A 26,281-nucleotide genomic window follows, 5' to 3' on the forward strand; every position below is an offset into this window, starting at 1 on the left:
TTATTTGAAAATGGGCATTATTTAGAATGGGCCCCTTTACTGTTTGGGAACAGTTCCTTCTACGCCTTCGACAAACCAGTCCATACTAAGCTTGTCTTTGTCACTTAGATCTTGACCGGCAGGAACACGTTCTTTACCTGTGTTGTCTTTGATAGGCCCGAAGAATACATCCCACTTACCGCTGAGAATTTCTTGTTTTTTCGATTCAATGGCGGTCTTAATGTCTTCTGAAACCATGTCGCCGTAAGGAGCCAGGTCTACGACGCCGTCAGCCATGGGCCCCCAATATTGTTCGGATTTCCAGGTGCCGTCAAGAATGGCCTTGACAGTTTTTTCATAATAAGGTCCCCAGTTCCAAACTGGGCCGGTCAAAACTGCTTTGGGAGCAAACTTCCTCATATCGGAGTTGTAACTGATGCCAAATTTGCCTGCTTCTTCGGCCGCCTGCATAGGACCGGGTGTATCCTGATGCTGGGCTATTACGTCAGCGCCCTGTTCCAGGAGGCTCTTGGCGGCTTCTTTTTCCTTGGCAGGGTCATACCAGGTATTGGTCCAAACTACTTTTACCTTTGCCTTAGGATTTACTGAACGTACACCGAGGGTAAAGGCGTTAATGCCCCGTACAACCTCAGGAATGGGGAAAGCGGCAACATAGCCGATAGTGTTGGTTTTAGTGGTTTTACCTGCTGCGATACCGGACAGGTAACGAGCCTGGTAAATTCTCCCGAAGTATGTACCGACGTTTTTAGCTGTTTTATAGCCGGAGCAATGCAGGAAAACCACATCGGGGTATTTCGCGGCTACCTTCTGAACAGCATCCATGTAACCAAAACTGGTTGCAAAGATGATCTTGCAGCCTTGCTGAACAAGGTTTTCCAGAGCGCGTTCAGCATCGGCATTTTCAGGTACTGACTCCATGTAAATGGTTTTGATGTTGGGAACCTTTTCCTCCAGGTATTTACGCCCCTGGTCATGGGCATAGGTCCAACCCGCGTCACCTACAGGGCCTATGTAGATAAAGCCAACCTTTGTAGGTTCTGTCGCCGTCTTTTCTGTGGCGGCTTTTTCTGCCTTACCGCCGCCGCAACCTGTTACTGTTACAACAGCAAATAGCAGCAGGGTAAAGAGCGCCAGAATCTTTTTCATAGTTCTCCCCCTTTTTTTGTTATTTTAAATTCAACTTTCGCAGTTCTATTAGTACTGTATTGGCGAAACAATAAGTTGTAACTTAGCGGAAGGCGGCGAAAGTTGAATTGTTAAAACAAATAAAAAAATATGACCAAAGCTTGTCTACTGACACAGTGAAACAAAAGGGTATAAAATTGCGCGGTACCCTTACACCAGTAAACTAATTCTTAAACGGCGACCCAAGCAAAATAAAAACTCAGATGGTAGTTTTCGCTTCCGGAGTGAAAACCCTCATCTGAGCCGGATTGCCCTAGATGCCAGTTCTAAAAGAACTGAACCAATATATAATGGTGGATTGTTTCACTCGTAGTCGGGCAATTTACGGTCGCCCGGTAGAAACTTTTGAGCCATATTCTCAAAGATATACGAGTATTTATTCATGTTTAATTTCAAAAATAATGTAACATAAAAATCGACATTTTTCAAGGAAAAAATTACTAGTGCTATAGTCCTAATGCCAGGGTACTATTTTTGCCAAAATGCAACGGATGTGCAGGAAAAATCTACTTGTCGGTAGAACATGATAAATCAAGAATTAAGCATTAAAAATTAAAAATTTCTTGGTGAAAAGGGTAAACTTATCGAAAGATAAGGACACAAAGCCATGGGTCTACGGAATGGTGTTCAGTGGTCATTATTCTATGATTGCCAGGCTGCCGAAAAACGTGTAGTTACCCTATTGTCTACAAGATAATAGGGTTTTTTATTTACATATTTTATCAAGGAGGGTTTGCTCCATGAAAAAGGGTATCCTCTTTTGCGCGACTTTTTTGGTGGGAGCGTTTTTGCTAGCAGGTTGTTCCGCCAAAAGTATGAACCCATTTGCTGCCAAATCACAGTTGTCGGTACAGAAAGACGAGGTCAAACGGCTTAGTGAGAAACCGGCAAAAGGCGATCAGGAAAAGGTTGATATTGACCGGGTTGTTGTGCAGATGGTTAATGAAACCCGGGCGGGGTTTTTCGATAAAGCTATATCAATAGGCGAATCAGCTTTTGAACAGGGCCGGCAGTCCGAAAAGTTTCTGGACACACTGGCTGTAGCCTATGGTTACAAGAACCAACTGGAAGGCTTAACTGACCGTGAAAAGAAAAAGTATGTTGAAACAGCCCGGTTGTTATTGGCAACAGACCCCACTAATACGGGAAAAAAGAATCTTTTGGCAGCGGTTTTAATAGACACGGGTAATTTCAACGAAGGTAATAAATTAGCCGCTGAAATATATAATGCTTTGCCCCAAAAAACAAAGGAAGTTATGGATACTTATGGTTGGGGGCTTTATAGGGCCGGAAAAGCGAAAGAAGCGTTGCCGGTTTTTCAGGCCCTTATGCAGGCAGGACCGGACAACCTTTCCCAAACCTATCATACGGCTGTGGTATTGGAAACAGTGGACAAAGCCAAAGCATTGTCCTTGTATAAAAAGATAGTGGACTGGGCCAATAATGCCCTCACATGGGAAGAGAACAGAGATAATCTGGCTTCTACGGCACTGATTAATAAAATAAGAAAGGATGCGCAGGATGCTATTAACCGCATCCAGTTAAGAGGGCGTTCTGCTTATTAGTTTTTGTTATTACCACATTAATTACCATAATTAAATCTATGGCCGGGATAAATAATATAAATGCAGTCCAATATCTTGTACAGGAGGAGTAATTAATGGATATTAGAGAAAGCCATCCCACTATCGATATGAAAAATAATTATAGTGCTGACGAAAGTGCGGGTGTTACCGTCTATCCTACTCCCATTACCCAGGGAGAACACATCAATGTAATCTATAATGGGTTACTTGCCAAATCAGGAGCTGACGGAATTTGGCTGCATTACGGTTTTGGTCCCCATAACAACTGGCATGATGTGAAAGACCTGAAGATGTTTAAAACCGGCCGTGGTTGGGAGTATACGTTCCAGGTGACAGACCCCACCAGATTAAACTTCTGTTTTAAGGACAGTGCTAATAACTGGGATAACAATAACGGTCTGAACTGGAGTTTTGAAATTCACCATGGAAAAACCTATTAATTTGCTGCCGGTTGCCCTCTTTGTACAGAGAAAGCTCTTTGGCAAGTTGACCAGTAATCCCCCCTTTGTGGGGGTTTTTTTATGGGCGGAAAAACGGCGTAAGCCTTCGTTTCCTTTATGTATAATGCTTTTTGCCCGTAGGAAGAATACAACATATAAAGCTTTGTAAAAATTTATAATCAAAGGAGGTCAAAAGGTTTGCGCATACTTATATTCAGTTGGGAGTACCCGCCCAAAAGTGTGGGTGGTTTAGCTCAGCATGTTTACTATTTGTCAAAAGCTTTGGCCAAATGGGGTCATCAGGTATATGTGGTGACATGTGGAGGCCCTGATACTGAACCAGTGGAAAACATTGACGGCGTTCAGGTTCACCGGGTGCATTCCTATGCTGTTTCAGCGCCTGATTTCCGTACCTGGATTTTGCACCTGAACCTCAGTATGCTGGAGTATGCAGTAACTCTTCTTAATTCTATCGACGGTGTCGATATTGTGCATGCCCACGACTGGCTGGTGGCATATGCTGGTCGGGCTGTCAAACATGCTTATAGGATTCCTTTAGTGGCCACAATTCATGCCACCGAATACGGGCGCAACCACGGTTTGCATAATGACAACCAGCGGTACATCAGCGATGTGGAATGGTGGCTAACTTATGAAGCGTGGCGAGTCATTTGCTGCAGTTCGTACATGGAGCAAGAACTAAAAAACTTCTTCCAGTTGCCCGGAGACAAAATCAGAATAATTCCCAATGGGGTTGAACCGGAAGATTTTCAGGCGCCTGCCAGTATCCGGGAAGAACGGGGCAAGATGATATTCTTCATCGGCAGATTAGTTAGGGAAAAAGGCGTCCAGGTTTTGTTGGAAGCAGCGCCCAGGATACTTTCGCAATATCCGGATACGCGCATTGTAATTGCCGGCAAAGGGCCGTATGAAGATTACCTGAGGGCCATAGCCCATGGTTTGGGCCTCAACGGGAAAGTAGAATTTGCCGGTTATGTCAATGACATGCAGCGAAACCGGCTTTATCAGCAGGCAACGGTAGCCGCTTTTCCCAGCCTTTATGAACCTTTTGGGATAGTCGCCCTGGAAGCTATGGCCGCGAAAACTCCGGTAGTGGTGGGCGACACAGGCGGTTTAAGGGAAATAGTTGAACACGGCGTGGATGGGCTGAAATGTTATCCTGGTTCTGCTCAGTCCCTGGCTGATAACATCCTGGCTGTATTCAACGATCCTGGATTGGCTCAACGGCTGAAAAAGGCAGGTTATGAAAAGGTGATTAAAAAATATAGCTGGGATGCCATTGCGGGCCAGACAGCGGAAGTTTACAAGGAAATTGTAAATGAAGCCAAATCAGTAAACTGGCAGACCGATACCTGGATGGCTCGCAAACGACTTAGTCTGGTACAGGAAAAATTTCGGAATTTTGGTCGGTACAATATTTTTGGACAAGAAAGGAGATAAGATCAGTGCAGGCAATTATCATGGCCGGCGGCGAAGGTTCCAGGCTGAGGCCGCTCACCTGTGACAGGCCCAAACCCATGGTACCTTTGGTAAATAAGCCGGTAATGGAACACACAGTCGACCTTTTGTGCAAATTAGGTTGGAATGATATAGGAGTAACTCTTCAATATTTACCCCAGGAAATTACTGAGTATTTTGGGGATGGGTCAGCATTTAACGTAAAAATGCAGTATTTTATCGAAGACGTTCCACTGGGGACAGCAGGCAGCGTAAAAAACGCTTCGGCTTTTATTAAAGATACTTTCCTCGTTCTCAGCGGAGATGCCCTCACGAATTTTGATCTGGAGAGCGCCCTGGAGTTTCACAAAAAAAACGGTGCCTGGGTGACCCTGGTCCTGAAAAAGGTCAATATTCCCCTGGAATATGGCGTGGTGATTACGGCAGAGAACGGCGGCATCCGGCGTTTTTTGGAAAAACCGGGTTGGGGGGAAGTTTTCAGTGATACGGTAAATACCGGCATCTATATTATCGAACCTCAGGTCTTGGATTATATCCCCGACAAAACCAAGTTTGATTTCAGTCAGGACTTATTTCCTTTGCTGATGCGGGAGGGCAAGCCGTTGTTTGGTTATCTGGCCGATGGTTACTGGTGTGATATAGGGGGTTTGGCCCAGTATTTGCAGGCAAATATGGATGTTTTAAGCGGAACAGCTACTGTAACGGAAATCAGGGAAACATTGCAGGGGGATAAAATCTGGCTGGGCAAAAATGTAGCCATTAGCAAAGGAGCCAATATTTACGGTCCTATAATTATAGGCGACAATACCGTTATAGAGCAGGGCGCGGAAATAGGTCCGTACTCCGTTATAGGGCCGAATTGCCGGATAGGGGCCAACTCATCCATTAAAAAATCTGTTCTCTGGGATGGCGTTGTTTTGGAACCGATGGCGGAAGTAAGAGGCGCTGTTTTATGCTCCCAGGTGAAGATGCAATCCCGTAGCGCAGTCTTTGAAGGAGCTGTCTTGGGCGACAGGGTGACTGTGGAAACAATGGCGAAAGTTCGCCCGGGGGTGAAAGTCTGGCCGGATAAAGTAATCGAGAAAGAAACCATACAGAAGGACAATCTTGTTTGGAGCAAAACCGGCACAAAAAACATTTTTGGATTGGAGGGCATTTCCGGAGCGCCCAATACGGAAATACTGCCTGAATATGCCGCCCGAATCGGGGCTGCCTTTGGGGCCGTCATGGGCGCCGGTGAAAAAATTATCCTCAGTTCTGATGAGATTCCGGCCAGCCTTATGGTCAAGCTGGCCTTAGCTTCCGGCCTATTATCCGTGGGCTGCCAGGTAGTAGATATAGGACAGGTTCCGGTGCCCCTGCACAGATTTGCCGTTAAATCTCTGGGCGCCAAAGGCGGCCTCCACGTTATGCTGGCCGAGGAAAATAATAACTTGGTTATTCGGATGACTGATGCCAGAGGAATCCCCATATCACGAAATATAGAAAGAAAGATTGAAAATCACCTGCAGCGGGAAGATTTCGGCAGGGCGCCGGCAAACAGGATAGGCAGTATTACAGATTACGCCGGTATATACGATAAATATTTAGATAACATCCTGTCCTTTATAAACGTAGAAAGGATAGCCCGGCGCAAGCCGAAAGTCTTTGTTTATAACAGGGGACTAAACAAAAACCTGCTGGTTTCCCTCATGGAAAAGCTGGGGTGTCAGATGGTGATAGCGCCGGCTGAAAACGGTGTCACCTTTTCAGAACAGGAATTGTTGGCCCGATTAAGACAAATGATTATACACGAACAAGCCGATTTGGGGGTTGTATTGGGCAGTTCAGGAGAAAGGTTGGAGTTAATCGACGATTTAGGGCGTGTTTTTGGCAAGGACGATTACCTTACCTTGACCACGGCCATGCTTTTGAAAAGGTCGCAGGGCAGGGATAAAAAGCAAGCACTTAAGGTTGCCGTACCGGTAACCATGCCAGGACTTGTGGAGATGGTTGCCCGTGAAACTGACGCTCAGGTTATCAGGACAAAAAGTTCACCGCAGCAATACTTTGAGGAACTGTTGAAAGACGAAATTATGCAAACTCAGGAAATCCCGCAGTATCTATTGGCCTTTGACGGAATTGCCGGTTTGGTGGGAATCCTCGATTTTCTGGCGGCCGGGGATACAAAACTTTCTTCGTTTATAGACGAATTGCCCAAAGTTTATAACCGGAAAAAATCGGTCAACTGCAGTTGGGAAAACAAAGGTAAAGTGATGCGCAGCTTAATCGAGGAACATGGTGGAGAGGATTGTGTTGGGCAAAATAGGGAGAAAAAAGTGCAAGTAATAGACGGCATAAAAATCTTTGACCGGGACGGGTGGGCTTTAATCCTGCCTGATGTGGAAAAACCTCTCTACCATGTCTATACGGAAGGTGCCAATTTTGAGATTGCCGAATCACTGGCTGATTTTTACGTGGATAAGATTAAGCAATTGGTTAATGAGAAGCAGCCTGGTGATTGATAAGGGAGGGTATTGAAGGGGTAGGTGGGGTCCTCCACTACCACGGAGCTTGTGCTGCAAAACCTTGCCAGAAGTTCCGGTAACCACCGCTGTAGAGGTAAAACAACCGGTTCTGCGGGCGCAGTTGCTCCTAAACGGTAGCATGAGAACCCCATCTACCTTTCCGTAGCTGAAGATAGCTGCTGTTGAGAGGCGTAATACCTGTAATCAATGTCGGGGAAGATGTTGTTTTTGTCTTCCAGTTCTTTCAGCCAATGGGGGTTAATTTTATTCCATTTGATATCTTCGTACAGTGAAAGAAAATTGTGAATATGCAGCTTGGTTCGTTTCACTGCATATCCCACCATGGTCCCTGTTTTCATGATAAAAGCCCAGTCGCTGCTTTGCGCCAGCAGCAATTCCCTGGCAGCCTGATTAAGAGCTCTGCGCAGATCGCCGCCGGCATCGGGAAACATATTGGCCAGTTCTATCATCCTCTCTGCGCATTTATGCAGGTGGCGGTAGATCCAGTGATTGCTGCTTTCCAGCCAGACCTCATTATAGCCCTTGTACCCCCAACTGGACATGGAAGGCACGGCTACCTGGTTGCAGGGGTATTCTGTTAAGTATTCGCTGGGTGTAATGAGTTTGAAAATGTCGGTATCGTAAGCAATTTTTCGGATCAGGAAATTTAACCACTGCGGTCCTTCGTACCACCAGTGCCCGAACAGTTCGGCGTCATAAGGTGAAACCACAATGGGTTTGCGGTCCATGATTTCGGCCAGATATTCGATTTGCCGTTCCCGGTTAAACATAAAGTTTCCTGCGTGTTCTGCCGCTTTGGCCAGGGCGACATCAGGGTTGTAAGGTTCTTTGTAATCTGTTTTGCCCGTGATTTTATAATATTTGATGCCTGTATGGGTCCTGATGCCGTCAGGGTGGATATATGGTTTAACGTAGTCAAAATCCAGGTCATAACCGATATCCCGGTAAAATTCCCGGTAATTAAAATCCCCTGGATAACCTTCGTGCATACTCCAGACCTGTTTTGACGTTTCCATATCCCGCCCGAAGGCGGCCACACCCGAAGGACAGTATATCGGTGCGAAAACACCGTATTTGGGCCGGACGGAGGCATTCATGACCCCGTGGGTGTCGACGAAGAAATATTTAATCCCGAATTCGTCTAATATATAATCATCCCCCGGATTATATCCGCACTCGGGCAGCCAAATGCCTTTTGGCGGCCTGCCGAAGAATTGCCAGTAATTGTCTACGGCAATGCCTACCTGGGCCCGGATAGCTTCCCGGTGAATGCCCAGTAGAGGGAAGAAACCGTGGGTAGCGCCGCAGGTAATGATTTCTAGCTTGCCCAGGTCCTGAAATTTTTTATAGGCGCTGATCAGGTTGCCATGGTATTTGTTGGCATAGGTTTCATAGACCCTGCTGAAGAAATCGACATACATTTTGGCCAACCGGTTAAAACTTCGGTCATTTCTGGTCCGGACAACTTCTTTTTTGGCCAGTTCCAAAAGCTTCAGGATATATTTACGGTATCTTTCTTTCAGTAAATCATCATTAAGCATACATAGGAGTGGGGGCGTTATTGACATTGTCAGGCGAAAATCAACCCCGTCTTCGAGTAAAGAATCAAAGACATTGATTAAAGGGACGTAACACTCGGTAATAGCTTCGTATAACCATTTCTCTTCCAAAAAATTTTCATGTTCAGGGTGCCTGACATAAGGCAAGTGAGCGTGGAGAACCAAAGCAAGGTAACCTTTGGGCAAAAAAATCATCCTTTCTTTTGATGTTCAGTGGATAATGGTTAGCGCACGGATTCCAGGTTAGGACCTTAAGGTTATTCTCTTAAGGGATTATAAAAGTCCGGGGAACTGGGGCCGTGGCCTATACCTATTCGCCTGTACAGTTTTTTCTGTTTGTCGTCAACCAGCATCCATTCTTCATCAATCCGGTCTGACATAAATGCCCTTGGCGTGGTTACGATATTAGAACGCAATACGGTGACCACCCTACCGTCAGGGTATATGCGAACAAGGTCAATAAGCAGGCAGGTGTTTTCCGGAACCCTTAAGTACCAGTTATTTGTCGAATCGTTGATTTGTGTTGTAAAAAGCCGGACTAAACTGCGCGGGTCAGCCGCATTGTAAACGATGAAAAAAGGCGTTGAATCGGCCCAGTTTCCGTATTGTTCCTGAAACCTTCTTTTTAGGTTTTCCGTAATTTCCCAGTATAAATAAACCCAATAAGGGTCTCTTACCAAAGCTGTTAAACGGCTTTCCCCGTAACTTGCCGGAAGTTCGGGAATAAATTCTGACACAGCCTTTGAAGAGGGTTGTGGCGCCAGTTCCTGACTGAATTCTGTGCCGGAAGGGAGGGATTGGTTAATATTTAATTTTTTTATAGGAGTTTTTTTGGTAGAATATAAGAGTATCCCGGCAATGATCAGCAAAAAAAGCGAAACGATGACGAGGATGTCTACGGTATCCATGCCCCTCCTCCTTTGTATTAAATAACACTGCTTAATTTATTATGTCCAGAAACCTGATGTTTATTTGCAGAGGTTTTACCTAATAATAAGAAGACCGAAAAGACCGTAACATAACAAAAGACCGTAAAGTAACAAGGCCACCGACTCACCGGTAATGATTGGGGGTGGTATTAATGCAGAAGGAAAGTTTCCTGGATGATAAAAAAATAAAGTGGTCCTTTGTGGACATTATTCTGGTTTTTGTTTTTTTGCTAATCCTGATGGGGATTACCAGGGCTTATGCCGACAACATCAGAAGAATTTTCGGCAGTCTTCGTTTTTTGGGCATGGAGCCCAAGCTGACTTTGTTCTTTTTTAGCGCCATGTCGCAAGCTTTCTACATCCTCGTTGTAACAGGGATTATTTTTTGGTTCCGCAAAGCAACCCTGGCAGAAATAGGATTAACTACACATAACTTTTTACAAACCCTGTTTATAGGCGTTGGGGGCGGTTTTGTGCTGGTATTTCTCATCCTTCTTCTTGGCGTTATCATGGTTATCATTACCAAAACTACTCCGCCGCCTCAGGATGTTGCCACTTATTTGCTGGCGATGGACGGAAAATGGTCCCGGTTGCTGGCATTTTTCCTTGGGTCGGTTATGGCCCCTTTGAGCGAGGAAATCTATTTTCGCGGCATGGTTTACCCTGTATTTCGGGACAGGTTTGGCCGGCTGCCCGGCATGGTTATATCGGGATTAATTTTTTCTTTGATGCACCGGGACCTGTTCAGGTTTATCCCTATTGCCGTGGGTGGTATTGGCCTGGCCTACCTCTTTGAACGGACCAAATCCTTGTGGGCTTCGATTTTTGCTCATTCCACCTGGAATACTGTTATGCTGCTTTTAATGGCTACCGGTTCGCGGTTGGCACCCTAATCCACGTAAGGGTCCACCAGGCACTCCTGAATATTGTTTTCATTGACGTGGTCAAACTGGGAAATCCAGCGGCGTTTCCGGTCCAGGACAAAATACTTGGCCATCGTGTCGAATAGTTTTTCGTCGGTGTTGTTTTCCAGCAGTTCAAAAACGGAACCGTTAATATGATATAAAATCATGTAGTTTATACTGATCACCGGTTCGCCGACCATAGTCATGCCGTCTGTTTGTTTGCGTAAATTAAAGAGGTATTCGACCGGGTGTTTTTCCCCACGGGGAAAAATTAAAAGTTTGGTATCTATTTTTTCCTCTTCTATTTCTTCAAGGGCCAAAAAGCCTAGAGGAATATTTATGTTTCTCAGTACCGGTACCGGTTTGCCCGTAATGGGTTCATTGGGAAAAATGAGGCGCAGTTCGCCGAAACCTGCAAAGAGGGCTTTTTTGTCGTTTTTTAGTTCGATATAATAAAAATAGTCGTCAAAGGATAATTCTTCTTTTAAAACAACCAGCGTGGCGTTGTCCCTCTTTTTTACCACCAACCTTAACCGGGCGTGTTTTAATATGGTTTTGACAGAAACATTTACATATTTCGATAAAAACGAAACACTGCGCAGCTTGGTTGGCGGAGGTATTAACGGGGTAAACAGGCCGTTATCTATAGGATTAATAGCATTTTTTAAAAGGTACCTGTAGAAAAAAAGTATACTCAGCCCTGTGCTGATTGGGATCAAGTAGAGTAGCGCCTCCCATTTCCAGGGCGGTTCAAAATCAATTATCAGCAGACTGAACCAGACAAATACGACCACAAAAATTGTCAGGTTAATGTAGTACAGAATCTTTCGGCTGGGGCTGTCGGGCAAAAGGTAATGCATTTGGTATTTTTCAATAAGCCTGAACATTTGTCCGGTCAGATTGGCCGAATTATGGTAAGATAAGTCCATAAATTGTTCCAGGGTGTCCTGTAGGCGCTCTATTCTCCTTTGTACGGTCAGCGAAACAAAAATACCTACGGAACCTAATAGGGTAAGTAGCCCGGAACTTACGGATAAGAGTACCCGAATATAGGACTGAAAATCAAACATATTTTCCTCCAGTTTACAGTTCCAGGTTGAAACGGTAGTTTTTTGCCTGTGCAGCCAGACAGTCATTGCCAAAATCCCGCGCCTGAATTTCTATCAAACGCAATGCTGACTGAGTTGTTGCTGTGGGAAGCGCTTTTTGGACTGCCATTCGCCCCAGTTGAGCCAGTGTGTCCAGGGCTGTCCGGGCGTCATTGTATTTTTGTCGACGCAGCAAATACAGGCAGAAGTTTTGCAAGATAATGTTAATGTATTCCCAGATATGCTGTATATATGGAAAATCGGGCTGCAGGCACCGTTCAAAAATGAGTCGGACCCTGTACATAGCTTCCCGGCAGGTGAGCCCATCATTATCCAGGTTTGCCAGGCAACTTTTCAAAAGCTCATTTAAACCGACCTGGATGCGGTCAAGCCGACCTTCTCTGATTTGCTCCAGGATTATTTCAAAAACCGGTAAAAATGGGTTGCCGGCGGGGTATCCTGACAGTTGGATTTCCGGGAGCCGGTCGGTAATGCTAATGGTAGCTAAATCCAGATAATTGTTGTTTTGCGCCTTGAGTTTCCCAGTCGCAAGGTGCTGCCGAATTTCCTGAATGAAATCCGCAAGGGTTTGCATATTTACCTCCTACAGGTGGTATTATCCCCTTTAGGTTGACCGCTAATTCAGAAACCACTTAAGAAAAGGCAGTCTTTATATTTTTATACGAGTTTGAAAACAAAAGGAATCAGGCGGGTTCATGACTGTACACGACAAGAGAGGTGACTTTTTGAGAATGAAACGCGCAGCTCCTGTGCAGGAAGGCCAGGTTCTGGAACTGGAAATTACGGGTTTTAGCCATGCCGGGGAAGGAATCGGGCGGTATGCCGGTTTTACAGTGTTTGTGCCTTATGCCGTTCCCGGGGAAAGGGTTCTGTGCCGGGTAGAACAAATCAGGAAAGGGTTTGCCATAGCCAAACTGGACAAGGTTTTGGATCGTGCGGAAATACGCCAGGAGCCGGCCTGTCCCGATTTTTTCAAATGCGGGGGGTCTCACCTGCAGCATATTTCCTACAGCGCCCAGTTGGCCTTTAAACAAAAGGTGGTAGCCGATGCTGTGCAACGGATAGGTAAGCTGGGGGATGTTCCGGTGCATTTTCCCATTGGCATGGAGATGCCTTGGCGTTATAGAAATAAAGCCGCGTTTCAGGTGGCCGATGACAATGGACGTATCAGGCTGGGTTTTTTTGCGGAAGAAACCCACCAGGTAGTGGCGGCTTACGATTGTATGTTGCTGCACAGACAAATCAGCGAGTTTGCGGCGGTGGTGGAAATGCTGCTGAACAAATATAAAGTGCCGGCCTACGACTGGAAAACGCACCGGGGAATATTGCGGCATGTGGTGATCCGCCGCAGTTGGGCCCATAATAAAGTGATGATTGTCTTGGTAACCACTTCTGAAAAATGTATAAATTTACATGCTATGGCCAGAGACCTGCACAGGAACCCGTCGGTCGTTTCCGTGGTGAGGAATATCAATGACGGGCCGGGACGCAATATTTTCGGGAACTGCAATGTTGTTTTGGCCGGGCGGGAGACTATTGAGGACAAGCTTTGCGGGCTGACCTTTGTTATTTCGCCTACGTCCTTTTTTCAGGTGAACCCTGTGCAGACGGAAATCCTTTACCAAAAAGTGCGGCAGTATGCCGTGGGAACAGGGAAAGAAACGGTGTTGGACCTTTACTGCGGAATCGGGACCATAGCCCTGTATCTGGCTCAGTTTACGGAAAAGGTGATCGGCCTGGAGGTGCATGAAGCGGCAGTGGCCGATGCGGCGGCCAACGCCAGGATTAACGGGATTGGCAACGCGGAGTTCATTGTGGGCCGGGCGGAGGACAGGCTCCCCAAACTGGCGGCGCAAGGGGTGAAAGCTGATGTGGTGGTGGTGGACCCGCCGCGGAAGGGCGTGGATAAGAGGGCTTTGCAGGCTATCTGTGACATCGGGCCGGAGCGGATTGTTTACGTATCCTGCGACCCGGCAAGTATGGCGCGGGATTTGCATTTCCTTCGCCACCGCGGTTACGGTGTCCGGGAAATCCAGCCCGTGGACATGTTTCCGCAGACGCATCATGTTGAGTGCGTCACATTGATGTCAAGGGTTTAGAAATAAAGAACAGAAAAGCTTGTAAATAAAGGGTTTCCAGACATTTAGTTTTTCCCGAGGCCGATCTGCCGGATGTGGCAATGTCAGGAAACCCTTATTTTGGTTGCTTGAGGGAACATATCAACCGTCCAGAAAATTAATAGTTGAGTTACCAGATTAGATAACCCCCTTTTTTACAGGGGGTTGAGGGTGCAGGATGGATGTATAATTTAATCTTCTCGCTCAGCATCCGTATCAAAAATTCTATCAAGTTCCTCGTTTGATGTAATGCCACGAACTTTATTTCTAACAGCTACTTTTGCCATATCAAGTCTATAGAAATGTTCACGACCGTCTAATCCTTTCTTTTGCCGGATAAGTTGAATTCTTCCAAATTTATCCCAATGTTTCTCTGCGAATTTTGCTAGGCCAACTGCCTTGGGATAATTGTCCTTACGGCTGGGGTCGTGTGGTTCTAGAATATCAAAAATGTAACCTTGTACATCAGCTCTCACTACCACTAAATCAGGAAACATAGAAGTGATAACACCGCCGACCTCATATGGGATTTCAAGTGACCACTTTTTACGATCAAGATTACGTAACCAGCAAACGGCACCGTTTTTTAGTTCTTCTTCAATAACTCCCTTTTCCCATGGGTTTAGTGATGCTTGGAATGTTCCATCCTCAGAACAATAGAGGTGTCGATCAATTTTTATACTGTTATCTGAAACTGAAAAATCGATTGAATCTGGCAATACCCAAGGAATAGCTATTGGTTGAGCGGAAGCATTTATTAATCTTTCATAGATGTTTTTTCGAGCCTCATTTAATCTTGCAATAGAGCGTTTATTATTCTCATATAGACTAATAAATTTCTCTTCTGCAAAGGCGTTTATTCGCTCCATAGCAGCAGTATCACTTGTAAGCACAATGACTTCAATCTTTACTTCAATATGGTCTCGGGTACTGTGGCGAATCCAATACTCCTTATGTAAGCCTTCTCCCAATATCCTTCCAGCTTGTTCAAAATGTCGAGAAATGTCAAATTCGGTAACAGTCATGGTTTGTGTAGCTTCATCAAATGAATAAGCATTTTCTCCATAGTCAAATGTTAGCGTATTAAGAGCAAATCCAGTGATTGAAGCAACTCGACCATCAAAGTCACCACTTTCTTTTATGCGAGCAATTTCTTCGTCCATTTTTGATAAAACTGCATTTTTAACGGCTTTTTGTGCTTCCAAATCAATACCATCCATTGTTAATGCTCTAGAAAGCTGTATTAATAACTTAAGCGGTGCTTGCTTGCGGGATGAATCCAGGCGGTATGTAATGAGCTTATCCATTGAATCAAACACATCAGAATAAGCGAGGTTGCGCCCGAGTGTTATAAGCTCTTTATTTGTACCAGTTTCAGTGGGCATAACCGATTCACTATCATGTAGAGCATTAACAACATTTTTTACTGTATCTTTATCAAAGTATGGAAGAAACAGACTTACATTATTAAGTTCAGCATCGGAGGCAATTCTTCTTGCCAAAGGAGTGCGAATCATACGCCCCAAAAGCTGTGCTATGTAGGTATAGTCCTGCGCGCTACGAAATGACATCATTGTTTCAGCACGAGGACAGTCCCAACCTGTGGAAAGGTTCATTTTGAAGAACACAACCTTCACATTTTCTTCGTCTTCGATTCTAGAAGCTTCAATTTGATGAATTTCAACGTCACGCACTTTGATCGTACCATAATCATTAAAGGTATGTACCACTTCACCGGGCAATAACTTGCGTACCATTGCCTCTTCCAGCAAATCGATACAAATCCCTAAATCGGTACGGGTTATTTCTCGTTCATTACCATCTTCGACTTGGACGACAAGGATAGGGTTTACCATTTTCTCATTTTCACGTTCACAGTAAGCTTTCCAGTGAGCACATTTATTAAGCCAATTTTCGACTGCACCTTTGAACATTGTCATATCGGCACCAAGTTGGATATCTGGGTAATGAATAATGATTCTGTCCTTTAAAAGCCCCGATTCACGTACTTGTTCAGGTGGAACAATAACTTTTTGTACTGTCGAAGTAGTCCCAGCAATTAAGTTATCAAATCTCTGGGGTGTTGCGGTCACGCCGATAACTAAAGGCATAATACAAAGTCCGTCTTCTTCGCTACCTTTGATGAATTTTTGCATGATGGATTGTGCTTTATTTTCTGCTTGAGCAGATGTATAAGTCCCTCTATGTGCTTCATCAATGACCACATAGAACTGTTTGGGAATGCGTTTAGCTGTATTTGTGAGTGTTTCCCAAATTGTATATTGCCTTGTATCGGACTTAGTTGTTAATAACTTGTCAGAACCGAGTTTTTGTGTGTTAATAAAATAAATACGTCCACCCTCCAAATACTCGGCATCAAAGTTTGAATCTACAGTTACTAAGTCCCGTACACGAATTTTGTCTGATTTGCTTTCAATTTTTAATCGCGTTTGCTCGTTAAGTTCCGGCGAATCGGAAAGCCAAACAAACACTGAATTCGGATCGCCGATATTATCTGAACCTCCATATAGGATTTCTTCAAAAAGTGCAGTCATAATTATAGTTTTTCCAGAACCCGTAGGTGCGGAAAACGATATTACCTGAGGGTCTTTTTCGCTCCACATTAAATGAGCTTTATTAATTTTCTCATGCAATTCTGCAAGAGCCGTTTCCTGAAATGGAAATAAAGTAACTCTCATTTATGAATCCCTCCTACTTCCCAACACAAAGTTATCAATGTAATCTCGGTATAGTTGGTATGTATTTTTTATTTTTATGCCATCAGTCATTTCGCGGAAAGCTTCCTCCGAGTTTGTTACAAAATATACCACTTTAATATTATTTACTTCTGAAATCTTTTTTGCAAACTCGGCATATTTTGCTTCATCAACCAGAACTGCAAAGCCGTTTTGAGGAAGAATTAACATATCTGGTTCTTCATCGCTGTTTATTTCTGGCCTCCGGCCGATAGCACCGGATTTTAGCCAAAGCAATGGTAATATTTCGCGGAATTGTTGACCTAGTGATACGCTGTTTTTATCTAAAAAACCTAGTTTAAAATACTCAACATTTGCAGGAAAACCATCGCTCATGGGACGTTTAACTTGCAATGTTACATTCATTGGACCGAGCAAGTTTGATACCTGTGCTTTAATTTCCTTGAAAGTGGCAGCAGATTTTACCACTATATAAAAGTCTGTGATGTGGTCTTGATCTTCTAAAGCTTCCAGCCATTCATTAACAGCATTTACATCAAACAAGATAGTCGCCGAATGTTTATCCGAAACAATAAATTTACTATCTGCTTTGACTAATGATTGTGGTAATTGCGACTTTCCATCCTTACCGCGTAGCAAAGAAACAAGCTGCTTTTTTGCATTAGTTGTTAGTTCCGTAGGATTATCAATAAAGCCAAGCTGATAGAATGAACGCTCTACCTCTTTTGATACTGTTTGGTTTGTGTAATACTCTCCTGATAGGATAGTGCCATCATCACGTTTTCCAAGGATACTATATTTTATCCTAGGCCAAGTAACCGAGCGACATATACCATGTTTTTCCCATTCTGGGTCGCCAGGTTGATATCCTTGTTCGCGTAAAGCTTTTGATTCTGCGTCTGATACTTCGTTATTTGTTACTAAAATACAACGACGGTTACCATTATCCTCTACGTTTAGTAAATTTACCGCATGGAGCGTTGTTCCACTACCAGCAAAAAAGTCGACAATTAAAGCATTTTTCTTTCCTGATACAGCGAATAACAATGCATCATGGACAGCATAGAGTGATTTTGGGTAAGAAAAACCGCCACCAATTATGGTTTTAAGCATATCTGTACCATGGGCTTCTGCATTATATAAAGGATCAGTCCAAACCGTTTTTGGAGGTTCGCTTTCTCTACGTAAAATAATTTCTATTCGATTTCCTTTTTTTTCAATAAACATTCTATCTTTTACTGATTCTACGGTATCACGTCCATATCGCCATTTCTTTTCAATGCCATTCTTATCAATTGGCCAAACATAAATTGTACCATCTGCATTATATTCTACTTGAGCTGTAGGGTGTAACTCTTCATCGAGTAAATCACCAAAACCGATGATGTTATAGTTAGAGTCTAGAATTACTGGATAAAAACATGTTGCACCTTCGTAGCGACCTGAAGTGCTTCCCCAACGTCTTAAATTATATACATCTCCACCAGTATGTTGCTTGCGAAAAATAGTACTTTCTGATGAATATGAAAATATTGCATATTCATGAGTCACAGAAAATTTTTTGCCCTGAGTTCCGCCGGGATTATGCTGAATGGTTATGCAGGTATGAGTTAGGTTTGGAAAAATTTCGTGAAGGAGAATCCATAGATGAGCATATTCATTGTCATCTATTGTAGTAATCAAAACACCATCATCAGCAAGTATTCTTTTTGCTATCTTTAAACGTTTCTGCATCATGGATAGCCATTTACTATGACGCCAATTATCAGTGGAATCAACATAATCATTATTATATTTCCAATCCCGAGCACCGGTATTGTATGGTGGATCTATATAAATGCAGTCTACTTTCTTTGGATATAAATATTCTAATAACTGGAGAGCGTGGTAATTATCTGCTTCAATAATAGTGTGCCATAAATTACTGTCAGGTGCATTCTCTACAGCAGCAATTGGCTGAAGCATGGGGAAAATAGGTTCTCCAAATTGAGCAACTGAAACCAACTCCGAAACTGGGATATTTCTAGTATCACCTGTTGTTTTGTTGCGGCAAAGGGCAATATCCTCTTCTATTTTTAACACCGTATACAAATCGTTAATATGACCTGTTTTGAGTGCAACCGTCGAGCCACGTTTTACAGGAACATCATAAAGAGGAGTACATTCAGGAATGTGCTCTTCAAATACAAGACCAAATTTTTTATTTTTTGATAAGCGGGCAAATTCCTGTTCTAATCGATCACGCAAAGAAGTGTCAGGAATTTGACGCAGTAAATCATTGATTGCAGCCATATTTTTCATCCTCCTAATATTTAATCATTCGATTCGTATTTACTCCACGAACGACCAAATAGTTCATTACCATCTGATAATCGCAAGATTGCTGTTTCTTCTAAAATCTTGTGCGCTTTCTCAGTTGTAGAATCAGCTTTATCAAACGCAATGAAAACCTGGCGATTACTGGATTGATAACGTTCCAATATATGTTCTAAGTGTATATCCTCAATACGTTTAAGGATATTGGAGTCGTGGATAAGTGCAGGGATTGGACGTAGTTCAAGTATAGTTAAATCGTATATAACTAGGCTCTTGAAAGCGGTTCCCTCACTTGTGTTTCCGGGTGTTTCAAATATAATTTCCTTTTGAGGAGTTATCTGCAAAAGTGGGGCGATTTCCTGCTGTTCAGTTACTACGTCGTTAATCATTTTCATTCGTAGGTTAATGTTATCTTGTATTTCATGTATTATTTCGGTTTGTTGCAGCAGCAAATCTTTTAATTTCCTCTCCGCTTCAATGCGAGCTTCTTGAAGCTCTTTCTGACGAATTAAATCCGCCGTTTCTTCTTCAAGTCTATCAATTGTTTTAGACACATTAACACACTGTGATAGTATTCTCTCTGACATTTCCTTAGCTAAGCCAGTTTCTTTAATTTTTCTATTAAGGCGATTTATTTCTTTATCATATTGATCAATTATTTGCTGCAAACGCTCAATTTCCTGATTCATCTCTTCGCCTAAAATTTCTCTAATTTTCTCATGAAAATATTCAATCTTTTCAAATGCTGCTATATTAGCATTTGGGAAAAAGTGTAACAATGAATCAAATTCACTTGCGATTTCGGCCTTACTATCAGCTATATTGCTCGTAATAGCATTAAGCTGCGATTGCAAGCGATTACGTTTGCGAATAAAACTATTCAATTCTTTTTGAATTGCAGTTATTTGTTCGAATGTATGTGTATCAAACCCAAAAACTGCTAATTGCGCTTCTTCGTTGTTTTTCATTAATTTTTGAAGCCTTTTCTTTAAAGACTCGATCATTTTTTGATTGGTTTCGATTTTTTCTATATCCACTCTCTGATGTTGGCGGTATTTGAGCTGCGAAAATTTAATCCCAAGTTCTTCTTCCATGCTCTTAATCGCAGATAGAATTTCATAATGCCCAAAAAGTTTTAATAAAAAATCGACTGCCTTTTCATCTTGTTCACGAGGTTTTACAAGTAATGGATACTTTTCAAGCGTATTTTCGCGCCCATAAATGCGGAAAAAACGCTCAGTTATATCTGAAAATGTAAGAGAGGGGATACCAACTTTATATTCTTGAAATAGAAAGCTACGAAATTCATCAAGTGTCAATTTTGTAATAAAATGTCCGTCCTTATCACTTCGATATACATTTTTAGTATCTTCAGTACTTCTATAAAAATAGTACGGTTGTCCTTCAAACTCGTAAGTGAAATGGATGGTATGTGGGCCTATTTCCTTTTTTATATCATCCGACATGGAGTAGTATCTGTCACCGCCGAATGCATAATCTATAACCCACAGAAATGTTGATTTTCCTATTGCATTAGTACCGCTGGAACTGCCCAAAACCGTGTTTAATCCTTCATTAAGTTTTATCACTTGATGATTTGGAGCAAATTTATCGCATCGTATCTCTTTTAACATAGCGCAGTACCCTCTTTTCCTCAATTAGTTTAATTCTGCCTAATGCAAACAAGCAGTCTAAAGCACTTAGAAAATCAGCCATGTTTTTTTGGCGTGGCATGGTTCGTTCAAATAATTCTTTTGGGGACATATCTTGCTGTGACAATGCTTCTAAAATACCTGGAAAAAGCGCAATAATACTGTTTGAATATGATGTTACTTTATTTGGTAATCTCATCGAACACCTCACACCTTTGCACGAAGTAGGAGATTATTATCTCACAAGCCTCTCTGTATTTACGACCGGTCTTTTCAAATAATGTCTCAACAAGGAGGTTGTAAATAGCACTTTGTGAAATCTGTGATTCACTAGCATCTTCATACATCCGTTTAATACTTTTAGCAAATCTATCCACATTTAATTTATTTTCTCCGGCTAACCGATCTAATGTATCATTTACTCCTTCATAAAACCGTCTAACATCAAAAAGCACTCTTTCTTTCAGGCGTTTTTCAGTAATTTTATTTTCAACCTTAATAGGTTCCATTTTGAGTTGTGTATCGGCTGTAACATCCATTAGATCAACTTCTCGAAGTACTTGTTCAATTTGCTTTTCTATTTCATGTCTTGATGTAGCATCTCTTGCCTTAACAAGTATTTCTAAGTCATGCTTGTCGGATAATAAAGCCAATTTATCTTCTTCAGATAAATTTCGAATTTCGCGTTCACAGTCAACACATAGAATAATATCGTCAGTTTCTGAAAGGCGAACGATCTTAGCGTAGTTAATATCGTTGCCTTCTTTTTTTATACCAAGAATTCTACCGCACTTTTGGCATCTGCCGCCCGTTTCAGCTAGTAGCACCAAAGCTCGAGCATCGATCGCAACTTCATTAGCGGCTTCCATAGAAAAATTATTGTAAGTTGTAATAAATTTAATGCTTTTCTTTTGAGTTTCAAAGGATTGTATGTACTCATCGGTTATCTCTCTTACACTATTTTCACAATTCCTGTTTTCGACATTAAGTACTGTATAAAGAAATATTCCGGCAAGAAAGTCTTCCAGAACAAATGAATTACAGGTAACAATATCCTCCTTTGTCATGTTATTTACTTTCTCAACAATTGTTTCAGGTTCGATTGTGTCATCAGAAGCAATGATGTCCTTCAATGCAAGAACTATTAGGCTATTTTTATTACTATCCAACATGGGGAGGACTTTCTCCTTAAAGAAAACCGAAATATCACGAGCATCTACATCCGGAGCAGCATCGGTTACAACAGGTGAAAGATTTTTTTTACCTAATATCAAATCTGAAACGGTGCCATCATCGCTGCGAATATCATAAGTAGGCGCAATAGAAAGCAGCATGGTACCGCACAATTGCTTTTGTGTTACTCTTTTTGCCATGCAAATCTTTAAAATTGTTGCAAAAGTGCCAAAACATAGCTTCTTCATGTATTGCGCCCTCCTGTTATTTTGTTTTATTGGTTGGAATATCGTCGTCAACATAGTCGACAATATCGCCTATGTTGACATCAAGAGCTTTACAGATTCTTCCTAACACATCCATGCTTACCGGCAAATCTTTACTCAACTTCGCTATTGTTGTCGATGTTAAATTCGTCATCGCCATCAGATCTTTTTTCATCATCTTTTTATCAATTAATAGTTTCCAAAGTTTATTATAACTAAATGCCATTTTAATCGCCTCCAAGCACTATTGGATGGTATTCCCAACAGGTTATTTATTATTATAGCAATTAACTATACAAATTACAATTAGTTATTTATATATACAAACTTCGGCTTTACAAACGCTTATGTTAGTTTTGTTCCAAAAATAAATGGAGATTTGCGGAGTTTCAGCGGAGTAACAGCGGAGTCATAGCCGAGGACTTCAGGTGCTCGAATTAATAAAATTTAGATAGACGGCGGAACAAAGCTGTAATTTAAGAAAAAGGAGGGTAACTCATGAAAGATATTCGCGATTTCAATGGTCGCTTAGTCTGTAAAGCTGACGCAGCCACAGGTCTTGTAGAAGTTGCATATAAACGATGTAAAACCAGCACACAGATACCTATCGGAGGAACATTGAAGATTGAACGTGATGGGGTTGTCACAATAATCAAACGAATAAATGATGCTGCTTTTCATGTAGAAAGCTATGTCTGCGCAGCATAAGACGTTAATCAACTAAATAGAAAATCCGCGGAGCTGCATGACGGCCAGGATTAATTCTCATACCAGAGAATTATCCCGGCCGTCATTTTTTGTTCTACGGATTTTCGGCTCCTGCGGATTTCAAAAATCTGAAATTCAAGGAGCTGAGAAAAATGAAAATCAAATATCACTTCAACACTGAAACCATTGAAATTGAAGTATCTGAAGAGTGGGGAGAAATTCTGGTCGAACTTGACCGTCAGGAATACAACATTAACCATAAAGAGACTCGCCGACATACATCACTTGATGCAATGAAATATGAGGGAGAGATTTTCGCAAGCAATACCAACATTGCCGCAGAGTACATAAGAACTCAAGAAAATGAGACATTGCTAAAAGCCATCGATAGTCTTCTCCCACAGCAAAAAGAACTGGTACGAAGGGTGTACTTCAATAATGAATCCCTTGCTTCAATAGCACGAGAAGAAGGGGTCAGTAAGATGGCTATTACAAACCGCATGAAAAAGATCCATGAAAAACTAAAAAAAATTTTGAGTTAGGGGGTTTACTTTTACTGTTTTCGTGGCCTAACAGTGAGGGCCAAAACATCAGTCCTAAGAAAGATGAGGTGAAAAGAGCATATGAAACACAAACTCAAAATCAATATCTCGGATAATGACAGAGATTTAGGTATTGTGAAATGTCGCAATGTCACTCTACGAGAAAGGTTTTTGCAATATCTGCTGGGGAGAAAACAGAGAGTAACGATTATTGTTCCTGGTAACAGTGTAAAGTCTGTCGATATCCGCGAAGTTTCGGAGGTAGATGATCTTGATGCATTCTAAACGCGAAGAAATTATTCCAATGCCCATAAAGGGCAGACCATATAAGCATCAGATTCGTGCTTTCAATTTCATCTGCAGTCTATTTGGGCTTTTGAAGGGTGGTGGTGTTTCTGCCATTTCCGGATGGGGTGCAGCGCTCCTGATGGAAATGGGCTGAAAAGCACCGGGAAAACTCTTGTCTCAATCGCCATTATAGGAGCATTGCTTGCTGCAGGAAGAATAAAACGTGTGCTGATTGTTGCGCCACTTTCCATTCTGGGAGTGTGGGAAGACGAGTTTAAACGGTTCGCAGATTTCCCATATCAGCTTATAGTCCTTAATGGCACGATTCAAAAGAAAATCCAACAACTAAGATTTTTAACTGGCGAAGGTGTCCATGTAGTGGTAGTCAACTATGAATCAGCATGGAGAATGGAAAAGGAACTGGCTAATTGGCATCCTGACCTTATCATTGCTGATGAAGGACATAAAATTAAAACTCATAACACTTCAGTTTCAAAGGCAATGCACCGGTTGGGCTTGCTTGCCCGGTATCGGCTCTTGCTAACAGGAACGGTTATAACCAACAAAGCCATAGATGTATTCAGCCAATATAAGTTTCTCGATCCACGCATCTTTGGCAACAGCTTCTATGCCTTCAGAAACCGTTATTTCAACATGGTCGGCTATGGCAACCATACACCAGTGCTGAAAAAATCAATGGAACAGGATTTAATGAAAAGGATCCACAGCATCGCCTTCCGGGCGACCAAAGCGGAGTGCCTGGATTTGCCGGAAACCACCGATATTATTCGCCACATTGAGCTTGAGCCTGTCACTTTAAAGAAATATAAAGAGCTTGTCAAACAAAGCTATACTGAGCTGTCAGCAGGAGAAGTAACAGCTACAAACATACTGATACGCTTGCTTCGTCTTTCGCAATTAACCGGCGGCTTCATCGGAAGCGATGACGGTGGGAAAATCGAGCAAGTCAGCGATGCCAAGTTGAAAGCTCTTGAAGATATCCTTGAAAGCAGTATTCAAGAAGGACATAAGCTGGTTGTTATAGCAAGGTTTATCCCTGAAATTCATGCCATATGCAGGTTGCTGGAGAAGAAGAACATCGGTTATGCGTGTATTTATGGTGCAACTAAGGATCGCCAAGGGCAAGTAAACCGGTTTCAATGTGATCCCGACTGCATGGTGTTCGTAGGCCAGATTGCAACTGCTGGCCTCGGTATTACACTAACCGCTGCAAGCACAATGGTATTTTACTCACTTGATTATTCCATGTCGAATTTCGAACAGACAAAAGCCCGTATCCATAGAGTTGGACAAAAGAACGGTTGCACATATATCTACCTTATCGCCAAGGGTACTGTAGACTCAAAAATCCTGACTGCTCTGCGCAATAAGGCAGATCTTGCAAAAATGCTGATAGACGACTACCGCAAAGGAGCAAATCCTTTTGCCCCAGAGGGAGGTGAAAGCTGTGAGCAATAATGCGATGTTTGAACTTGCTGATCGTCTTAAGGAGCTTCGCGATGCAAAAAAGGCCGCGGAAGAGGAAATGAAAAGCATAAATGCGGAGATTGACGATGTCGAATACCGTCTGTCTGAGCTGATGATCAGCAGTGAGACGCAAAACTTCACAAGAGCAGGAACAATGTTCTGCCTTTCAACGACAACAAGAGCCAGTGCTGCCGCAGGCATGAAGGAGGAACTGTTTGACGCACTACGCAGTAAAGGCTTTGGAGAACTCATCTATGAAACAGTAAATGCAAATTCCCTGTCAGCATTTGTTAAAGAACAGATTGCGGAGAATGGGGACGAGCTTCCGGACTGGCTGAAAGGCCTTGTGAATGTCTTCGAAAAGACAACAGTAACTGTGCGGAAAGCAGCAAGGTAAATAGCTTCAGAAAGCAATGCTCCAATATCAATGTTCAAGGAATAACTGTTCGAAGAACAATGCTTCAAAGAACAATGATATAGATTACATTCCAAATTCATAATTACGGAGGTATAAAAGCATGAAAAACAATGAACTCGTAACTATTAACGAAAATACAGGTTTTCTTCAGCTCGCTAATTTCAATCTTGACGAGGCAATGGCATCAGAACTTGACGGTCTTGACATGACTTTTGAACGCATAAAAATCCCGTCCGCAGGCAGCACAGTATTTGAAGTGCCCGGGGAAAATCCCGGAGAACCTGATACTGTCAAGGAATTCTCAGCGGTAATTCTTTATCATCATCCACTTTATGCATACTACAAGGACAAGTATACCGGAGGCAGTAACCCACCGGATTGCGGAAGCTTTGATGGTATAACCGGCGAAGGAGACCCCGGAGGAAGCTGTGCCAAATGCCCATATAATCAGTTCGGTTCGGGGGAAAACGGCAGCAAAGCTTGCAAGAACCGCCGCAGGATATATGTACTGCGTGAAGGGGAGATTTTCCCGTTGATACTCTCATTGCCAACAGGATCGTTGAAAGAGTTTTCCCGCTACATCAAAAGGCTGCTTTCTAAAGGTAAAAAATCGAACAGCGTAGTTACCCGCTTTTCATTGAAAAAGGCGACCAATTCAAGCGGTATCACCTATTCACAGGCTCAGTTTGCTGTAGATCGGGATCTGACCGCTGACGAATATGCGTTGATATCCAAGCTTTCCGAGCAGGTCAAAGCATTCAGTACCCGAGTCGGCCATGACACTGAACCTGCCGGTGAAGAGGTAATAAATGTAGACCCTGAAACAGGTGAAATTACAGAGCCGCTTAAGTGATCAATTGCCCTATCGGAGAGGAA

At 42.7% G+C, this 26,281-nt stretch carries 22 protein-coding genes and 2 riboswitches; of the genes, 11 read left to right on the forward strand and 11 right to left on the reverse strand.

Annotation, left to right across the window (positions count from 1 at the left end; all coding sequences use genetic code 11):
* Positions 1-36 precede the first annotated feature (36 nt).
* The gene (locus ACSNJE_RS09090) at positions 37-1,146 is read right to left on the reverse strand and encodes a BMP family ABC transporter substrate-binding protein (protein WP_474661502.1); all 1,110 of its coding nucleotides are present in this window, start codon (positions 1,144-1,146) and stop codon (positions 37-39) included.
* A 329-nt stretch (positions 1,147-1,475) separates the two neighbouring features.
* Positions 1,476-1,577: riboswitch (purine riboswitch) on the reverse strand.
* 172 nt (positions 1,578-1,749) lie between these two features.
* Positions 1,750-1,849, forward strand: a riboswitch (cyclic di-GMP riboswitch).
* Positions 1,850-1,925: 76 nt separating this feature from the next.
* Here ACSNJE_RS09090 and ACSNJE_RS09095 point away from each other — a divergent pair.
* The 4 genes from ACSNJE_RS09095 (at position 1,926) to ACSNJE_RS09110 (ending at position 7,194) form a co-directional block, all read left to right on the forward strand.
* Positions 1,926-2,750 (forward strand): tetratricopeptide repeat protein, encoded by an 825-nt coding sequence (locus ACSNJE_RS09095; RefSeq protein WP_474774296.1) that lies wholly within the window; start codon positions 1,926-1,928, stop codon positions 2,748-2,750.
* A gap of 95 nt (positions 2,751-2,845) precedes the next feature.
* The gene (locus ACSNJE_RS09100) at positions 2,846-3,211 is read left to right on the forward strand and encodes a carbohydrate-binding protein (RefSeq protein WP_052218895.1); all 366 of its coding nucleotides are present in this window, start codon (positions 2,846-2,848) and stop codon (positions 3,209-3,211) included.
* A 198-nt stretch (positions 3,212-3,409) separates the two neighbouring features.
* A complete protein-coding gene (locus tag ACSNJE_RS09105) occupies positions 3,410-4,672 on the forward strand; it encodes a glycosyltransferase family 4 protein (protein ID WP_083436967.1) in 1,263 nt (420 codons plus the stop codon).
* 5 nt (positions 4,673-4,677) lie between these two features.
* A complete protein-coding gene (locus ACSNJE_RS09110; protein WP_495252533.1) occupies positions 4,678-7,194 on the forward strand; it encodes a sugar phosphate nucleotidyltransferase in 2,517 nt (838 codons plus the stop codon).
* 155 nt (positions 7,195-7,349) lie between these two features.
* Here the strand turns inward: ACSNJE_RS09110 and ACSNJE_RS09115 are convergent, their stop codons facing one another.
* Entirely contained in the window at positions 7,350-8,963 is a 1,614-nt protein-coding gene (locus tag ACSNJE_RS09115; RefSeq protein ID WP_052218891.1) for a glycoside hydrolase family 57 protein, read from the reverse strand.
* 71 nt (positions 8,964-9,034) lie between these two features.
* Positions 9,035-9,685 (reverse strand): DUF4912 domain-containing protein, encoded by a 651-nt coding sequence (locus ACSNJE_RS09120; protein WP_052218890.1) that lies wholly within the window; start codon positions 9,683-9,685, stop codon positions 9,035-9,037.
* Positions 9,686-9,858: 173 nt separating this feature from the next.
* On the opposite strand from ACSNJE_RS09120, the gene ACSNJE_RS09125 reads away from it, so the two are divergent.
* Positions 9,859-10,599: a CPBP family intramembrane glutamic endopeptidase gene (locus tag ACSNJE_RS09125; RefSeq protein WP_474774293.1), complete on the forward strand. Its 741-nt coding sequence runs from the start codon at positions 9,859-9,861 to the stop codon at positions 10,597-10,599.
* On the opposite strand, the gene ACSNJE_RS09130 is transcribed toward ACSNJE_RS09125, so the two are convergent.
* Entirely contained in the window at positions 10,596-11,681 is a 1,086-nt protein-coding gene (locus ACSNJE_RS09130) for a hypothetical protein (RefSeq protein WP_474774292.1), read from the reverse strand. The genes ACSNJE_RS09125 and ACSNJE_RS09130 overlap by 4 nt on opposite strands.
* A 13-nt stretch (positions 11,682-11,694) precedes the next feature.
* Positions 11,695-12,294, reverse strand: coding sequence for a hypothetical protein (locus ACSNJE_RS09135; protein WP_052218887.1), 600 nt, complete (start codon positions 12,292-12,294; stop codon positions 11,695-11,697).
* A 157-nt stretch (positions 12,295-12,451) separates the two neighbouring features.
* On the opposite strand from ACSNJE_RS09135, the gene rlmD reads away from it, so the two are divergent.
* Positions 12,452-13,819: a 23S rRNA (uracil(1939)-C(5))-methyltransferase RlmD gene (gene rlmD, locus ACSNJE_RS09140; RefSeq protein ID WP_495252562.1), complete on the forward strand. Its 1,368-nt coding sequence runs from the start codon at positions 12,452-12,454 to the stop codon at positions 13,817-13,819.
* A 209-nt stretch (positions 13,820-14,028) separates the two neighbouring features.
* On the opposite strand, the gene ACSNJE_RS09145 is transcribed toward rlmD, so the two are convergent.
* From ACSNJE_RS09145 to ACSNJE_RS09170, 6 genes are read right to left on the reverse strand one after another with little or no spacing between them, the layout of a single operon-like run.
* Positions 14,029-16,536 carry a DEAD/DEAH box helicase gene (locus ACSNJE_RS09145; RefSeq protein ID WP_004103232.1) on the reverse strand — a complete coding sequence of 836 codons (2,508 nt, stop codon included), beginning with the start codon at positions 16,534-16,536 and terminating at the stop codon, positions 14,029-14,031.
* On the reverse strand, positions 16,537-18,846 hold the full coding sequence (locus ACSNJE_RS09150; protein ID WP_028992618.1) for a site-specific DNA-methyltransferase: 2,310 nt from the start codon (positions 18,844-18,846) through the stop codon (positions 16,537-16,539). It abuts the gene before it with no gap.
* Between the two features lie 20 nt (positions 18,847-18,866).
* Positions 18,867-20,504, reverse strand: coding sequence for a DUF2326 domain-containing protein (locus ACSNJE_RS09155; protein WP_028306830.1), 1,638 nt, complete (start codon positions 20,502-20,504; stop codon positions 18,867-18,869).
* Positions 20,479-20,721, reverse strand: a complete 243-nt coding sequence (locus tag ACSNJE_RS09160; RefSeq protein ID WP_014451309.1) for an ABC-three component system middle component 7 — start codon at positions 20,719-20,721, stop codon at positions 20,479-20,481. Before ACSNJE_RS09160 ends, ACSNJE_RS09155 begins: the two co-directional genes overlap by 26 nt.
* Entirely contained in the window at positions 20,705-21,943 is a 1,239-nt protein-coding gene (locus tag ACSNJE_RS09165; protein ID WP_028992619.1) for an ABC-three component system protein, read from the reverse strand. The genes ACSNJE_RS09160 and ACSNJE_RS09165 overlap by 17 nt, the downstream gene beginning before the upstream one ends.
* A gap of 16 nt (positions 21,944-21,959) precedes the next feature.
* A complete protein-coding gene (locus ACSNJE_RS09170) occupies positions 21,960-22,187 on the reverse strand; it encodes a helix-turn-helix domain-containing protein (RefSeq protein WP_028306832.1) in 228 nt (75 codons plus the stop codon).
* A gap of 272 nt (positions 22,188-22,459) precedes the next feature.
* Between ACSNJE_RS09170 and ACSNJE_RS09175 the strand changes: the two genes are divergently transcribed.
* From ACSNJE_RS09175 to ACSNJE_RS09195, 5 genes are all read left to right on the forward strand, one after another.
* Positions 22,460-22,669, forward strand: a complete 210-nt coding sequence (locus ACSNJE_RS09175) for a hypothetical protein (protein ID WP_038002252.1) — start codon at positions 22,460-22,462, stop codon at positions 22,667-22,669.
* Between the two features lie 152 nt (positions 22,670-22,821).
* Positions 22,822-23,211: an RNA polymerase sigma factor gene (locus tag ACSNJE_RS09180; RefSeq protein ID WP_028992620.1), complete on the forward strand. Its 390-nt coding sequence runs from the start codon at positions 22,822-22,824 to the stop codon at positions 23,209-23,211.
* A gap of 486 nt (positions 23,212-23,697) precedes the next feature.
* Complete coding sequence (locus ACSNJE_RS09185; protein ID WP_334292198.1) at positions 23,698-24,978, forward strand: DEAD/DEAH box helicase; 1,281 nt, start codon at positions 23,698-23,700, stop codon at positions 24,976-24,978.
* A complete protein-coding gene (locus ACSNJE_RS09190) occupies positions 24,968-25,384 on the forward strand; it encodes a gp33 family protein (protein ID WP_028992621.1) in 417 nt (138 codons plus the stop codon). Before ACSNJE_RS09185 ends, ACSNJE_RS09190 begins: the two co-directional genes overlap by 11 nt.
* A 121-nt stretch (positions 25,385-25,505) precedes the next feature.
* Positions 25,506-26,258: a hypothetical protein gene (locus tag ACSNJE_RS09195; RefSeq protein ID WP_028992622.1), complete on the forward strand. Its 753-nt coding sequence runs from the start codon at positions 25,506-25,508 to the stop codon at positions 26,256-26,258.
* Positions 26,259-26,281: the final 23 nt, after the last annotated feature.

This window comes from Thermincola sp. GK-1, from assembly GCF_059412445.1.

Coding starts and splice junctions, on each gene's coding strand:
- ACSNJE_RS09090 (WP_474661502.1), bottom strand. CDS start 1,146: ATGAAAAAGATTCTGGCGCTCTTTACCCTGCTGCTATTTGCTGTTGTA.
- ACSNJE_RS09095 (WP_474774296.1), top strand. CDS start 1,926: ATGAAAAAGGGTATCCTCTTTTGCGCGACTTTTTTGGTGGGAGCGTTT.
- ACSNJE_RS09100 (WP_052218895.1), top strand. CDS start 2,846: ATGGATATTAGAGAAAGCCATCCCACTATCGATATGAAAAATAATTAT.
- ACSNJE_RS09120 (WP_052218890.1), bottom strand. CDS start 9,685: ATGGATACCGTAGACATCCTCGTCATCGTTTCGCTTTTTTTGCTGATC.
- ACSNJE_RS09125 (WP_474774293.1), top strand. CDS start 9,859: ATGCAGAAGGAAAGTTTCCTGGATGATAAAAAAATAAAGTGGTCCTTT.
- ACSNJE_RS09130 (WP_474774292.1), bottom strand. CDS start 11,681: ATGTTTGATTTTCAGTCCTATATTCGGGTACTCTTATCCGTAAGTTCC.
- ACSNJE_RS09135 (WP_052218887.1), bottom strand. CDS start 12,294: ATGCAAACCCTTGCGGATTTCATTCAGGAAATTCGGCAGCACCTTGCG.
- rlmD (WP_495252562.1), top strand. CDS start 12,452: ATGAAACGCGCAGCTCCTGTGCAGGAAGGCCAGGTTCTGGAACTGGAA.
- ACSNJE_RS09145 (WP_004103232.1), bottom strand. CDS start 16,536: ATGAGAGTTACTTTATTTCCATTTCAGGAAACGGCTCTTGCAGAATTG.
- ACSNJE_RS09150 (WP_028992618.1), bottom strand. CDS start 18,846: ATGGCTGCAATCAATGATTTACTGCGTCAAATTCCTGACACTTCTTTG.
- ACSNJE_RS09155 (WP_028306830.1), bottom strand. CDS start 20,504: ATGTTAAAAGAGATACGATGCGATAAATTTGCTCCAAATCATCAAGTG.
- ACSNJE_RS09160 (WP_014451309.1), bottom strand. CDS start 20,721: ATGAGATTACCAAATAAAGTAACATCATATTCAAACAGTATTATTGCG.
- ACSNJE_RS09165 (WP_028992619.1), bottom strand. CDS start 21,943: ATGAAGAAGCTATGTTTTGGCACTTTTGCAACAATTTTAAAGATTTGC.
- ACSNJE_RS09170 (WP_028306832.1), bottom strand. CDS start 22,187: ATGGCATTTAGTTATAATAAACTTTGGAAACTATTAATTGATAAAAAG.
- ACSNJE_RS09175 (WP_038002252.1), top strand. CDS start 22,460: ATGAAAGATATTCGCGATTTCAATGGTCGCTTAGTCTGTAAAGCTGAC.
- ACSNJE_RS09180 (WP_028992620.1), top strand. CDS start 22,822: ATGAAAATCAAATATCACTTCAACACTGAAACCATTGAAATTGAAGTA.
- ACSNJE_RS09195 (WP_028992622.1), top strand. CDS start 25,506: ATGAAAAACAATGAACTCGTAACTATTAACGAAAATACAGGTTTTCTT.